Raw genomic sequence first — 13,076 nt, 5'->3', positions numbered from 1 at the left:
GTCCCGGCTCCGCCGGGGTGTTCAGCCCGGCTCCGCCGGGATGATCAGGCCGGCTCCCGCGCCAGGGTCAGCACCAGGTCCGGGCGGGTGGCGAGGATGGCGGCGGGGTCCACCGTGGCCAGCGCCTCGCTCACCACGCATTCGGCGCAGAGCTGGCGCAGCCACCAGCCCGCGGCGGCGGGGCCGGCGCTGCCGCCGAGGCCGGGTTCCGTCATCACCACCAGGCGCCAGGGCAGCGGCGCGCCCGGGCTGGCCCAGGCCTCCAGCCCCGGCAGGGGCTGCGCCATGGGGCGCGGCGGCGGCAGGCCGGCGAAGAGGTCGGCGGTCAGCGCCGGCTCCGTCTCCCGCATCGCGACGCCGAGGAAGGCCGGGCCGGTGGCGGGGCCGCCCTCCTCCGCGATCTCCCGCCGCGGCAGGGCGGCGAGGTCGGCGCGGGCGAGGATGGCGGCGGCGCGGGCGATCGCCTCCGCCGCATCCGGCCGCAGCACCCGGAGCACGGCGAGCAGCGTCTCCACCAGCGCCAGCCCGCCTTCGATGGCGAGCCGCTGGCCATCCTGCCGCCACAGCGCGCCGGGATTGGGCAGGCGGGCGAAGGCCTGGCGCAGCGGCACCCAGCCCGCGGCGAGGGCGGGTTCGCCGGCGGCGGCGCGTTCGAGCGGCGTCGGCGCGGGGTCGGAGATCCCGGCCAGCACGGCCGCGCGGCGCGGCAGCACGAGGTGGAGGGTGGGGACCGGGCCGGCGGCGAGGCCGCGCGCCACCCGCAGCAGCGCGCCGAGCGGCGGCGGCAGCGCGGCCAGGTCGGCGACGAGGGGTGACGGCGGCGGGGGCGGGGCAGCTTGCGGTGGGGGCGCGGGCGGTGGCGATGCAGGCGGCGGCGGGGCGGGCGGTGGCGGCGCAGGCGGCGGCGGTGCAGGCGGCGGCGGCGCAGGCGGCGGCGGTGCAGGCGGCGGCGGCGCAGGCGGCGGCGGGGCAGGCGGCGGCGGGGCAGGCGGCGGTGGCGCAGGTGGCGGCGGGGCGAGGCCCTCGGCCTCGGCTTCCAGCGCATCGCGCATCCGGCGCGTCATGGCCAGGGTCGTCGCCACGGGGCGGCCGGGCAGCACGGCGCGGACGCGCACCCGCCCTTCCAGGAAATCGCGCGGCGTCAGCGGCTCCGGCGATCGCAGGCGGAAGCCGGGCTTGCCGTCATCGCGCGGGATGTCGGTGGGGCCCTCGGCCAATACCTCCACGCCGCGCATCAGCCGGATGATCGGGCGGGCCGCGGGGTCCTGCGGGTCGGCCGCCCAGCCGACGACGACGCGCCCATCCCGCAGCGCATCCAGGAAGCCGGCCAGGCCGCGCGGGGGCGAGGGAGGAGCGGCGCCCGACATCCGACGGCCTCAGAGGCCGGAGCGGCGAACCGGCTCCACGCCGCCGCCGCGCCGCACGCCGCGCCGCGCCAGGCAATCGGCATAGGCGCGGTTCACCTGCACCTCGCGCTCCCGCTCCAGGCGGTCCACGTTGTTCGGGTTCTGGGTGTTGATCCGGCTGTAGATGGCCTGCGCGCCGGGGGTGCGCTCGGCCTCCGCCCGGCATTCGGCCATGACGGGCGTCTCCGGCTCCCGCGGCGCGGCGCCGGCGCAGGCGCCGAGCAGCCCGGCCAGCAGCAGGGGAAGGGCGGCGAAAAGGGGCTTCATGCGCCGTGCTCCAGCCAATCCTCGATCAGGCGCCGCGCGATGGAATCGATCCGGGGCAGGGAAAATCCGTGCGCGGCCGCGTTGCGCATCTCGTCGCGCGTGAACCAGCGGGCGTCCTGCAGCTCCTCGGGGTCGATGGTGATCGAATCCGACAGACCCTCGGCGTGGAAGCCCAGCATGATGGAAGCCGGGAAGGGCCAGGGCTGGGAGGAATGGTAGAGCACGTCGCCGACCTCGACGCCCGTCTCCTCCCGCACCTCGCGCCGCACCGCTTCCTCCAGGCTCTCGCCCGGCTCCACGAAGCCGGCGAGGGTCGAATACATCCTCGAATTCGGGAAGCGGTGGGAATGGCCGAGCAGCGCCTTGTCGCCGCGCACCACCAGCATGATCACGGCCGGGTCGGTGCGCGGGAAGTGCTGGGCGTTGCAGGCGGTGCAGACCATGACGTTGCCGGCGCTGCGCGGCGCGCATTCGCCCCCGCAGACGCCGCAGAAGCGGTGCCGCGTGCGCCAATGCATCAGCCCGCGCGCATGGGCCAGCACCGAGGCCTCCCCGGCCGGCAGCAGGCCGGCGACCTGGCGGAGATCGGTGAAGGCGCCCATGCCGTCCGGCAGCAGGGGCAGCGGGTCCTCCGCCGCCGAGCAATCCACGGTGAAGACGGGGCGCGCTTCCCACAGGCCGAGGAAGGCCCAGGGCCCGCCCGCCATACGGACGGAGCCGGCCGCGGCGCCGGTCAGCAGCACGGCTTCGGGCTTCCCCTCCTCCACGCCCTTCATCAGGCTGCGGCTGCGCCAGACGGGGGCGAAGAGGGTCTCGGGATCGGCGAGGGCCTGGGCGATCCAGTCCGCATCGTCGCGCCGGTGGCCGGCGCGATCGAGGGGGCTGCCCGTATAGGCATTGGGACGGCTGGCGGGGACGGAGAGCATCGCGCCGACCCTGCCACGCGGCCCGCATGCGGTCCAGGGAGGGACTTCGCCGGCCGGGGTGTCGCCCTGGCGGCGCGGGGGGCATTGCCCCGGCGGCCCCGAACCCCGATATTGGGGGCGGAAGGTCGGCGACGGACGTGCTCCTCGCCAACCCGGTCAGGTCCGGAAGGAAGCAGCCGTAACGAGTTCTCGCGCGGGTCGCCCGCCGGCCTTCCACCTGATCCTGGCCCCTTTTCCGGGCGCCCGCTAACCCCGGACAACCGCATGGCCAGCGACATCTTCGGCAATCCGCTACCACCCGAGGCGCCCGAGGATGAGGGGCTGCCGCCGCCCCCGCCGCAGGAAGGGCCCGGGCTGTTCGGAGAGCCCGATCCGCCGGCCGCCGCCGCGCCACCGCCGCCGCCAGCGCCCGTTGCCGCCACCGGTACGCCGTACCGTGTGCTCGCGCGCAAGTACCGCCCGCAGAACTTCGCCGACCTGATCGGGCAGGAAGCGCTGGTGAAAACGCTGCGCAACGCTTTCGCGCAGGGGCGGGTGCACCACGCCTTCATGCTCACCGGCGTCCGCGGCGTGGGCAAGACGACGACGGCGCGCATCATCGCCCGTGCGCTGAACTGCATCGGCCCCGACGGCCAGGGCGGGCCGACGCCCGATCCCTGCGGGGTCTGCGCGGAATGCCGCGCCATCCTGGCCGACCGGCACCCCGACGTGCAGGAGCTGGACGCCGCCAGCAACAACGGCATCGACGATGTGCGGGAGCTGCGCGAGAGGCTGCGCTTCCGCCCCGCCCAGGGCCGCTTCAAGGTCATCATCCTGGACGAGGTCCACATGATGTCCACGGCCGCCTTCAACGCGCTGCTGAAGACGCTGGAGGAACCGCCGCCGGACGTGAAGTTCATGCTGGCGACGACGGAATTGCGGAAGGTGCCGACCACCATCCTCAGCCGCTGCCAGACCTTCCATCTGCGCCGCGTGCCGCAGGACCAGCTGATGGCGCATTTCCAGCGCATCTGCGGGCTGGAGGCGGTGCCAGCGGAGGCGGAGGCGCTGGCCATGGTGGCGCGCGCCGCCGATGGATCGGTGCGCGACGGGCTCTCCATCCTCGACCAGGCCATCGCCATGGCGGGCGGCGGCGGCGTGACGGCCGAGGCCGTGGTGGACATGCTGGGCCTGGCGGAGCGCGGGCTCGCCGTCTCCCTGATGGAGGCGCTGATGGCGGGCGATGCGGCCGCGGCGCTGGCGCTGTCCGAACAGGCGCATGCCCGCGGCACCGATCCCGGCGTGGTGCTGTCCGACCTGCTGGAGCTGACGCATCTGCTGAGCCGGATGAAATCCGTGCCCGCGCTGCGCAAGGACCCGGCGCTGCCGGAGGCCGAGCGCGTGCGCGGCGCGCAGCTGGCGGACCGGCTTTCCATCCCCGTGCTGGCGCGCTGCTGGCAGATGCTGCTGAAGGGGATGCAGGAGGTCGCGCAGGATGGCGTGGACCGCCGCGCGGCGGCCGAGATGGTGCTGATCCGCATCGCCCATGTGGCGGAGCTGCCGACGCCGGGCGACCTGGTGCGGCGGCTGACCGAACAGGGTGCGGGCGCCCCGGCCGGGCCCGCCGCGCCGCCGCCGGGCGGGGGCGGGCTGCGGGCGATTGCCGGAGGGGGCGCGGCGATGGCCGTGGCGCAGGCCGTGGCGGCGCCGGTGGAGGCCGTGGCCGCGCCGGTCGTCGCCACCTACCGCGACATCGCGGCGCTGGCGCATGGGCGCAAGCCGATGCTGCACGCCCACCTGGTGCACAGCGTCCATCCCGTGAAGGTGACGCCCGGCAGGGTGGAGATCCGCACCAAGCCCGATGCCCCGCGCGACCTGGCGCAGCAGATCACCGCGCTGCTGCTGGAGACGACGGGCACGCGCTGGACCGTCGCGCTGTCCAATGCCGAGGGCGAGCCGACGCTGGCCGACCAGGGCCGCGCGGCGGAGCAGGACCGCCGGGCACTCGCCCGCACCCACCCGCTGGTGCAGGCGGTGCTGGAAGCCTTCCCGGGTGCGACGATCGAGGCGGTGCGCGATGCCAGCCTCGACAATTACGGGCTGCCACCCCCCTCGGCCGATTCCGATCCGGGGCGCGACTTCGCGCCGCCGGATGCGGAGCCGGCGGGGCTTGATGACGACATCTCACCGGAGGATTGAGCGACGCCATGAAGAACCTCGGCAACATGCTGAAGCAGGCGCAGCAGATGCAGACCCGCATGCAGGAGATGCAGGCGAAGCTGGAGGCCGCCGAGATGGAGGGGGCTTCCGGCGGCGGGATGGTGAAGGTCCGCCTCTCCGGCAAGGGCGACCTCCGCAAGCTGACCATCGATCCCTCCCTGATGGATGACCGGGAGGTGCTGGAGGACCTGATCGTCGCCGCCCATGCCGACGCCAAGCAGAAGGTGGAGGCGATGATGGCGGAGGAGATGCAGAAGGCGACCGCGGGGATGAACATCCCGGGCGGCCTTGGCGGCCTCAAGCTGCCGTTCTGAGCTGACTGACCGGGGTGGGCGCAGGCCCACCCTTACCCCGACCCTCTCCCGCCCCGCGGGAGAGGGAGTAGCAGGGCCTCCCCTTGTCACTGCCGAATGATCCCATCGAACGCCTGATCGCGCTGCTGGCGCGCACGCCCGGCCTTGGCCGGCGCAGCGCGCGGCGGGCGGTGCTGCGCATGCTGATGAAGCCGCAGGAGACGATGCTGCCGCTGGCGGAGGCGCTGACGGCGGCGGCCGAGGCCGTGCGGCCCTGCCAGGTCTGCGGCAACCTCGATGCGCAATCGCCCTGCGGCATCTGCACCGACCCGCGGCGGGACCGCCACCTGGTCTGCGTGGTGGAGGGGGTCGCCGACCTCTGGGCGCTGGAGCGCGCCCATGCGCATCACGGGCTGTACCATGTGCTGGGGGGCACGCTCTCTCCGCTGGCCGGCATCGGGCCGGAGGAACTCTCCATCCAGCCGCTGCTGCGGCGGGTGGAGCAGGAGGGGGTGAGCGAGGTGATCATCGCCCTGCCCGCCACCGTCGATGGCACGGCGACGGCGCATTACCTGACGGACCGGTTGAAGCCCGCGGATGTCACGGTGACGCGGCTGGCGCAGGGCGTGCCGATGGGGGGCGCGCTGGATGTGCTGGATGAGGGCACGCTGGCGGCGGCGCTGCGGGCGCGGCGGCCGGTGTAACTGGTGACGGGTGTGACTTTTTAGTCGCTAGGTGACTTAAGCCGATTATGCCGTTTATGCGCCTTTAGCACCGTTTTCGAGGGGGTGCGGAGGGCGCGGAAGGGCGGCGGCGCGATGAACATAGCCGGAACACAAGGCGCGGCGCCAGCGCTTTCGCGGGGCACTTCGGGGGAGGCTTTGCCTCCCCCGGACCCCCACCACCAGGGCCGAGACGGCCCGGGACCGTCCTCGGTTTCCTATCCGGCGGCCCAGGGTCGCCTTCGACCCTGGCGTGGGGGGTATGGGGGGAGCGGCGCTCCCCCCGGGCCGATCAGCCGGCCTTGAACTTGCTGTAGAACCCCGTCGGCCGGACGAAGCGGTTCTCCTGCTTCACCAGCAGGCCGCGGGCCGCACCCTCCTTCAGATAGGCGCCCCAGGCGGGGTCGGCGGCCATGGCGGTGCGGCGGCGGTCGCGATCCGCCAAATCCGCATAGCCCCAGAGATGGACAACGGTGTTCAGCTCCCCCTCCACCGTCGTGAACCAGCCCAGGCAGTTCTCCAGGTATTTCAGCTGCAGCGGCCAGGCCATCGTCTCATAGAGCGAGACGAACTCGGCCAGCTTGCCGGGCGCCGTGGTGTAGATGCGCAGGTCGACGATCATCGGGCAGTTCCCCCTGGGGTTGGGCGCGGAGGATCGCCCAGGGCGGCGGGGCGCGGAAGGGCCCGGGCCGCCGGAATCGCTGCCATCAGACCATCATCCCCCTGCAACGGCGATGTCATACGGTGCATGTATAGGCCGCACCATCGAAGGGCGGCGGGGATGCTTGAGCTCCAGGGTCTGACACGGCGGTTCGGTTCGGTGACGGCGGTGAACGATGTCCGCCTCTCGATCCCGGATGGCCAGATGGTGGGGGTGATCGGCCGGTCAGGGGCGGGGAAATCCACGCTGCTGCGGATGATCAACCGCCTGACCGAACCCTCCGAGGGCCGGATCATCCATGATGGCCAGGACATCACCGCGCTGCGCGGGGCCGCGCTGCGGCGCTGGCGGACGGACTGCGCGATGATCTTCCAGCAGTTCAACCTGGTGCAGCGCCTGGATGTGCTGACCAACGTGCTGGTCGGCCGGCTGAACCACCGGCCCGGCGTGATGGGCACGCTGACCAGCCTGCTCTGCCTGTTCAGCGCGGAGGAACGGGCGCTGGCGATCCAGGCGCTGGACCGCTTCGACCTGGCGGATACCGCGCTGCAGCGCGCCGATACGCTCTCCGGCGGCCAGCAGCAGCGCGTGGCGATCTGCCGCGCCCTGATGCAGGAACCGAAATTCATCCTGGCCGACGAGCCGATCGCGAGCCTCGACCCGCGCAATGCGCGGACGGTGATGGAGGCGCTGCGCCAGGTGAACAGGGAGGATGGCATCACGGTGCTGACCAACCTCCATCACCTCGACACCGCCCGGCATTATTGCGACCGGATCGTCGCGATGCAGGCCGGGCGCGTGATGTTCGATGGCCCGCCCGCCGCGCTGACCGGGGAGAAGGTGCGCGAGATCTACGGCGTGTCCGAGGACGAGTTCGACGAGCAGGCCGAGGAGGCGGTGAAGCCCCAGGCCCAGCGCGCGCCGAAGGCCGGCCTCGCCATCGCCTGAGTGGCGGGCGGCGGGATCGGCGGCGTTCTTCCACCCAACGGAGAGACCCGCATGATCACCCGTCGCCTGATGCTGGCCGCCGCCGCGGCGGCCCCCCTGCCCGCGCTTGCGCAAGGCTCCGCCCCCGCGCCCGCCCCCACCCCCGCCATGCCCGCGGCCGGGCGCCGCGCCTGGGCGCAGCAGGTCCCCCAGATCCGCATCGGCCTGATGGGGGGCGAGAATGAATCCGACCGTCTGGGCCGCTACGACGCCTACCGCCAGTTGATCGAGGCGACCTTCGGCGTGCCCGTCCGCCTTTTCCCGGCCTCCGACTATGCGGGCGTGATGCAGGCCTTCAGCGCGCGGCAGATCGAGATGTCGAGCCTCGGCGCCTCCGCCTATGCCGGCGCCTGGCTCGACACCAATGGGGGGGTGGAGCCGCTCTTCGTGGCGCGGGAGGCCGATGGCGGCATCTCCTACATCTCCGTCATGGTGGTGCGGGCGGATAGCGGCATCACCAGCCTGGACCAGCTGCGCGGCCGGTCCCTGGCCTGGGCCGACCCGAACAGCACAAGCGGCTACCTGGTGCCGCGCAGCGAGCTGCGCGCCTCCGGCATCAACACGGAAGGCGGCCAGTATTTCTCCCGCACCGGCTTCGGCGGCGGGCATGAACAGGCGGTGGTCGCGGTGCTGCAGCGCCAGTATGATGCGGCGGTGACCTGGGCCTCCGGCCAGGGCGACGAGGCGCAGGGCTTCACCCGCGGCAACCTTCGCGCCATGGTCGAGAAGGGGATGCTGACCATGCGCGACCTGCGGATCATCTGGCGGTCCCGCCCGATCCTGAACGGGCCGATGACTGTCCGGAAGGATCTGCCGGCGGCGTTCAAGGCCGACATCACCGCCTTCCACCTGGCGCTGGCCACCGCCCATCCGCAGATCTATGCGCAGGTGGAGCGCGGCGGCGGGCTGGGCTACGCGGCCGTGACGCATGAGCAGTTCGAACCCATCGTGCAGCTGCGCCGCGAGGAAGCGGCCGAACGGCGGCGGCGCAGCTAGGCGTGTCGGCGGCGCTCCCCCTTCCCCGCCCCGTTGCCGTTGATCGGATCGAGGCGGATTTCCAGGCGGCGCGCCGCGCCCGACGCAACGCCACCCTGCTGTGGGGTGGCGTCCTGCTGGTGTGCATCTATGTGGCGGCGCTGGTCAGCGAGGCCTCTCCCGCCGCCATCCTGGCCGGGCTGCCGCGCATCGGCGAGTATTTCTGGCGGACGCTCCCGACCTTCCGCTGGGAGGTCTTCTTCGCGAATTGGGAGACGGAGGGCAGCTTCGCCTCCTGGATGTATCGCGCCGACAAATGGGCCTGGCTGCTGTTCGAGACGGCGCAGATGGCCCTGCTGGCGACGCTGGCGGGCACGCTGGGCGCGCTCGCGCTCTGCTTCCCGGCGGCGCGGAACATGGCGCCCAATGCCTGGGTCTATCACCTGTCCCGCCGCTTCCTGGAGGTGTGCCGGACGGTGCCGGAGATCGTCTTCGCGCTGATCTTCGTCTGGGCCTTCGGCATCGGGCCGCTGGCGGGCATCCTGGCCATCGCCATCCACACGCTGGGCGCCAATGGCAAGCTCTTCGCCGAGGTGGTGGAGAATGCGGAGCCGGGCCCGGTGGAGGGCGTGCGCGCCGCCGGCGGCAACTGGTTCCACCGCGCGCGCTTCGGCATCCTGCCGCAGGTGGCGCCCAATTTCCTGAGCTACGCGCTGCTGCGCTTCGAGGTGAATGTCAGGGGCGCCAGCGTGATCGGCTTCGTCGGCGCGGGCGGGATCGGGCAGGAGCTCTACCAGGTGATCGCCTTCAACTACTACGAGGAGATCAGCGCCATCGTCGTGCTGATCATCCTGGCCGTCGCGCTGATCGACGTGGTGTCGGAGAAGCTGCGCATGGGGCTGAACGCGGCCGCCGCCGGCGGGAAGGGCTGAGGCGATGGCGCTGGCGCATCCGACCCCGGAGCAGGTCGCGGCACTCCGCGCGCGCTACCCCCGCGCCTTCGGCGCCACCCCCGCCACTCGCGCGCTGCGCGCCCTGGCCTGGGCGGCGGGGATCGGCTGGCTGGTCTTCCTGTTCTGGTGGTTCGACATCACGCCGGCCCGGCTGTGGAACGGGCTGTCCGGCCTCGGCACCATCGTCACGCTGATGATCCCGCCCTCACCCGGGGAGCAGTGGGAGGAGATATTGAAGGGCATCGCGGAGAGCATCGCGATGGCCTTCCTCGGCACGCTGGCCGCCGCGATCATCGCCGTGCCGCTGGGCTTCATGGGCGCCAACAACGTGGTGACCAACACGCTGGCGCATTTCTCGCTGCGGCGGGTCTTCGATGGCTTCCGCGGCGTGGACCAGCTGATCTGGGCGCTGGCCTATGTGCGGGCGGTGGGGCTCGGCCCGCTGGCGGGCGTGCTGGCGATCGCGACCGCGGACATCGCCGTGCTGGCGAAGCTGTATGCCGAGGCGATCGAGAATGCGGAGAAGCGCCAGGCGGAGGGGATCGATGCCGTGGGCGGGAACCGGCTGCTGCGCACCCGCTTCGGGCTGCTGCCGCAGGTGCTGCCGGTGATGGTGGCGCAGGCGCTGTACTTCCTCGAGTCGAACACGCGCTCGGCTGCCATCCTCGGCGTTGTCGGGGCGGGGGGCATCGGGCTGCAGATCGCGGAACGGATCAAGGTCCGCTACTGGGACGAGGTCGCCTTCATCATCATCCTGATGATCGCGGCCGTGGCGCTGATCGATACGCTGTCGTCGCGCATCCGCCGGCGGTTGATCGGCGACCGGGACGGGATCGCGAAGCGCTGAGAATCGTGACGGGGAACAAGGCCGCCGGAGGCCGCGTTTCCGCCGCATGATCCTGCAACTCGACCCGCCCCTGCCGATGTCGACGCCGAAGGGCGAGGGAATCGCGCATTTCCTGATCGACTACGGGGCGGAGACGCACCTGATGTGGGTGGTCTTCCTGGATGCGGACGGGTCCTGCTGGACGGTGCCGAACCCGGAGGTGCGGATGGCGCCGAACTGGTCGCTCGGCCGGCGCCCGCTGCGGGCGCCGCGCGTGCCGGCGGCGGCGAATGAGGCGCGGGTGGATCCGGCGGCCATCGCCGCGGCTAACGGGCTGCCGCTGAAGTAGCGTCCTCGTACCAGCCGACATCCAGCGTTGCGACCTCTCCGAAGGGCACCCCCTTGCGGGCGGCGTCGCGGATGATGGGCCAGGATGTCCAGGGCATCGCCAGCAGCGGCCAGGGGTCGCGCGCCTGCCAGCAGACGTCGCGGGTGGTGAGCAGGCGACGGAGGTTGGCGCGGAAGGGGCCGCCCTTGAACAGGGAAAGCTGCGTCTCCGTCAGGCAGGACCAGAATTGCTGCAGGGTGCGTTCGGGCCGGTGGCGGGGCGGCGGCGCGGTGGGGTCGGCGAGACTTCGCGCGATATCCGTGGGCTCGAAGAAATGCAGGCCGCTGGTGGTGCGCGGGTTGCATTCGATGCCCCAGGGCGTGCCCCGCGCATCCACGATCAGGTCGAAGCTGATGAAGCCGGACCAGTTCGCACGCTCGATGAAGCGGGCCGCCCAGGCCTCGATCGCCGGGTGGTCCACCCGTTCGAAGGAGACGGCGACCGAGCCCGAGAATTGCGCGCCGCGATAGACCGTGGTGGCCAGCACGCGGCCCTGATGGGCCAGGGAGCAGGTGCTGAATTCCTCCCCCACGATTAGGCGCTGGACGAGGTGGGGATCGGCTTCGCCGGGCAGGGGATCGCCGGCGGCGAGGCGGCGGACACCGCGGCCGGAGCAGCTGTGGACGGGCTTGACCACCACGGCGCTGTCGCGCGCCAGGGCGGCCGCTTCCGGCGTGCCGAGGGGCAGGCTCTCCGGCACCGTCACGCCGTAGTCGAGGGCGGCGCGGATGAAGCCGCCCTTGTGGTGCAGGGCGAGAACCTGGTCCGGCGGCATGGTCGCGACGCGGGCGCCGGGGGGCAGCAGGGGCGGGAGGTGCGCGACATGCATCGTCTCCTCCGACACCGGCAGGACGAGCTCGGCGCGCTCCTCCCGCACGATCTTCGCAAGCGCCTCCAGATAGGCGCGCTTGCCCGCGCTGGGCGGCGGGACGCGGATGGAACGGGCGACGTCGCGGGAGGAGCCGCAGAGGTGGCGCGCGAAGGGCTCCGCGACGATCACACGCCAGCCAATCGAGGAAAAACCGCGGGCGAGGTCGAGGGCCTTGGGCAGCCGTCCCAGCGTCAGCACCACCGTCCGCGTCATCGCGCGCGCGTCACCCGGCACATGACCTGGCGCGTCGGGCGCGTGGTGAGGCGCGCGGCGGGGCGGACGGCGGCGGGGTTCTCCACCGTGAAGTCGAAATGGCGGAAGAGGCGGGCGATGAGCAGCGTCGCCTCCACCGTCGCGAAGGCGGCGCCGGCGCAGATGCGCGGGCCGATGCCGAAGGGGATATAGGCGCCCTGGGTCAGTTCCGACTTCCGTTCCGCCGTGAAGCGGTCGGGGTCGAAGACGTTGGGGTCCTTCCAGTAGAGGCGGTGGCGGTGCAGCACCCAGGGCGCCACCATGATCAGCGCGCCGCGCTTCACGCGGTACTCGCCGATGCGCGTGGCTTCGTTGGCCACGCGCGGCAGGAAGGTGATGGGGGGATAGAGGCGCAGCGTCTCGTTGAAGACGTTGCGCGTGAAGACGAGGCGGCGCGTCTGTTCGAAGCTGATCGGGCCTGGCCCACAGACCTCCGCCACTTCGGCGCGGATGCGCGCGACGAGTTCCGGGCGCGTGGCCAGCAGGTAGAAGCACCAGGTGAGCGCGCTGGCGCTGGTCTCATGCCCCGCCAGGAACAGCACGCCGAGCTGGTCGATCAGCTCCTCCCGCGTGAAGGCGCGGCCATCGACATCATGCGCGGCGACGACGGCGCTGGCGATGTCGTCGAAGGACTGTCCGGCATCGAGGTGGCTGTCCAGCAGATCGCCCAGGCAGCGGCGGATCAGCGCGCAGCTGTCGAGCACGGCCTGGGTCTGGGGAATCTTCGTCCAGGCGCGGTCCATGATCAGGCGGCGGATCTCCACCTGCGCGACGCTGCGTTCGAAGAAGGTGAAGGCGTCGAAGACCTCATGCGCCACGGTCGTGGCGAGCGAGGTGGAGAAGACGGAGCGGCAGATGATGTCGGCCGTCAGATGGCTCATGGCGAGGTCGAGGGAGAAGAGTTCCTTCGATTGCGCCTGCGCGTGCAATGTCTCCTCGTATTCGGCGGCGCCGGCTTCCATGCTGGCGAAGGCGCGGTTCACGCGCATCAGGGTCAGCGCGGGGTCCATCATGGCGCGCTGGCGCTTCCAGGTGGCGCCGTTGCTGACGAAGATGCTGTCGCCGATCAGCGGCTCCAGCGCATTCACCATCAGGTCCGATTTCGGGAAGATGCCCTGCGTGTCCACCAGCACGTCGCGCACCAGCTTCGGCTCGTTCACCACCACGATGGAGCGGCGGGAATAGCCGAGCGGCCCGATCGGCATGCGGTAGGCATCGGCCGGCAGCAGGCCCAGCAGGTTGCCCTCCCCCTGCAGCAGGGCGCGGAAGAGGGAGATGATGGGCGAGCGCGGCGTGGGGTGCGGCGGGATGAAGGGCGCGGTCATCGACATGCCGCACTATCCCTCGCTT

14 protein-coding genes and 1 other RNA gene are annotated in these 13,076 nt (G+C 72.1%); 9 read left to right on the top strand and 6 right to left on the bottom strand.

Going from position 1 to position 13,076, the window contains the following annotated elements; genetic code table 11:
- Positions 1 to 44 precede the first annotated feature (44 nt).
- The 3 genes from JJI54_RS05730 to nudC are packed head-to-tail and all read right to left on the bottom strand — an operon-like array spanning position 45 to position 2,599.
- Positions 45 to 1,367: a hypothetical protein gene (locus JJI54_RS05730; protein ID WP_203071737.1), complete on the bottom strand. Its 1,323-nt coding sequence runs from the start codon at positions 1,365 to 1,367 to the stop codon at positions 45 to 47.
- Between the two features lie 9 nt (positions 1,368 to 1,376).
- Positions 1,377 to 1,673 (bottom strand): hypothetical protein, encoded by a 297-nt coding sequence (locus JJI54_RS05725; protein ID WP_203071736.1) that lies wholly within the window; start codon positions 1,671 to 1,673, stop codon positions 1,377 to 1,379.
- The gene (gene nudC / locus JJI54_RS05720) at positions 1,670 to 2,599 is read right to left on the bottom strand and encodes an NAD(+) diphosphatase (RefSeq protein WP_203071735.1); all 930 of its coding nucleotides are present in this window, start codon (positions 2,597 to 2,599) and stop codon (positions 1,670 to 1,672) included. Before nudC ends, JJI54_RS05725 begins: the two co-directional genes overlap by 4 nt.
- A 119-nt stretch (positions 2,600 to 2,718) precedes the next feature.
- Between nudC and ffs the strand changes: the two genes are divergently transcribed.
- The 4 genes from ffs to recR all read left to right on the top strand — a co-directional run bounded on the left by ffs (position 2,719) and on the right by recR (position 5,795).
- An RNA gene (ffs, locus tag JJI54_RS05715) (signal recognition particle sRNA small type) lies at positions 2,719 to 2,817 on the top strand.
- A 46-nt stretch (positions 2,818 to 2,863) separates the two neighbouring features.
- Positions 2,864 to 4,777 carry a DNA polymerase III subunit gamma/tau gene (locus JJI54_RS05710; RefSeq protein ID WP_203071734.1) on the top strand — a complete coding sequence of 638 codons (1,914 nt, stop codon included), beginning with the start codon at positions 2,864 to 2,866 and terminating at the stop codon, positions 4,775 to 4,777.
- Positions 4,778 to 4,785: 8 nt separating this feature from the next.
- The gene (locus JJI54_RS05705; RefSeq protein ID WP_203071733.1) at positions 4,786 to 5,112 is read left to right on the top strand and encodes a YbaB/EbfC family nucleoid-associated protein; all 327 of its coding nucleotides are present in this window, start codon (positions 4,786 to 4,788) and stop codon (positions 5,110 to 5,112) included.
- Between the two features lie 83 nt (positions 5,113 to 5,195).
- Positions 5,196 to 5,795: a recombination mediator RecR gene (gene recR / locus JJI54_RS05700; protein WP_203071731.1), complete on the top strand. Its 600-nt coding sequence runs from the start codon at positions 5,196 to 5,198 to the stop codon at positions 5,793 to 5,795.
- A 310-nt stretch (positions 5,796 to 6,105) separates the two neighbouring features.
- Here the strand turns inward: recR and JJI54_RS05695 are convergent, their stop codons facing one another.
- Positions 6,106 to 6,435, bottom strand: coding sequence for an NIPSNAP family protein (locus tag JJI54_RS05695; RefSeq protein WP_203071730.1), 330 nt, complete (start codon positions 6,433 to 6,435; stop codon positions 6,106 to 6,108).
- Between the two features lie 159 nt (positions 6,436 to 6,594).
- Between JJI54_RS05695 and phnC the strand changes: the two genes are divergently transcribed.
- The 5 genes from phnC to JJI54_RS05670 are packed head-to-tail and all read left to right on the top strand — an operon-like array spanning position 6,595 to position 10,564.
- Entirely contained in the window at positions 6,595 to 7,422 is an 828-nt protein-coding gene (phnC, locus tag JJI54_RS05690) for a phosphonate ABC transporter ATP-binding protein (RefSeq protein ID WP_203071728.1), read from the top strand.
- Between the two features lie 51 nt (positions 7,423 to 7,473).
- Positions 7,474 to 8,457 carry a phosphate/phosphite/phosphonate ABC transporter substrate-binding protein gene (phnD, locus tag JJI54_RS05685; protein ID WP_203071727.1) on the top strand — a complete coding sequence of 328 codons (984 nt, stop codon included), beginning with the start codon at positions 7,474 to 7,476 and terminating at the stop codon, positions 8,455 to 8,457.
- A 2-nt stretch (positions 8,458 to 8,459) separates the two neighbouring features.
- Positions 8,460 to 9,368, top strand: coding sequence for a phosphonate ABC transporter, permease protein PhnE (gene phnE, locus JJI54_RS05680; protein ID WP_203071726.1), 909 nt, complete (start codon positions 8,460 to 8,462; stop codon positions 9,366 to 9,368).
- Between the two features lie 4 nt (positions 9,369 to 9,372).
- Positions 9,373 to 10,236: a phosphonate ABC transporter, permease protein PhnE gene (gene phnE, locus JJI54_RS05675; protein ID WP_203071724.1), complete on the top strand. Its 864-nt coding sequence runs from the start codon at positions 9,373 to 9,375 to the stop codon at positions 10,234 to 10,236.
- A 46-nt stretch (positions 10,237 to 10,282) separates the two neighbouring features.
- Positions 10,283 to 10,564, top strand: coding sequence for a hypothetical protein (locus tag JJI54_RS05670; RefSeq protein WP_203071723.1), 282 nt, complete (start codon positions 10,283 to 10,285; stop codon positions 10,562 to 10,564).
- Here the strand turns inward: JJI54_RS05670 and JJI54_RS05665 are convergent.
- Complete coding sequence (locus JJI54_RS05665; RefSeq protein ID WP_203071722.1) at positions 10,542 to 11,687, bottom strand: ATP-grasp domain-containing protein; 1,146 nt, start codon at positions 11,685 to 11,687, stop codon at positions 10,542 to 10,544. The two genes, JJI54_RS05670 and JJI54_RS05665, sit on opposite strands and share 23 nt — an antisense overlap.
- Entirely contained in the window at positions 11,684 to 13,057 is a 1,374-nt protein-coding gene (locus tag JJI54_RS05660) for a cytochrome P450 (protein ID WP_203071721.1), read from the bottom strand. The genes JJI54_RS05665 and JJI54_RS05660 overlap by 4 nt, the downstream gene beginning before the upstream one ends.
- Positions 13,058 to 13,076: the final 19 nt, after the last annotated feature.

The sequence above is a fragment of the Falsiroseomonas ponticola genome (genome assembly GCF_016805305.1).
Lineage (GTDB): Bacteria > Pseudomonadota > Alphaproteobacteria > Acetobacterales > Acetobacteraceae > Falsiroseomonas > Falsiroseomonas ponticola.
The sequence above is the reverse complement of the archived record's forward strand: the minus strand, read 5'-3'. Positions and strand labels throughout refer to the sequence as shown.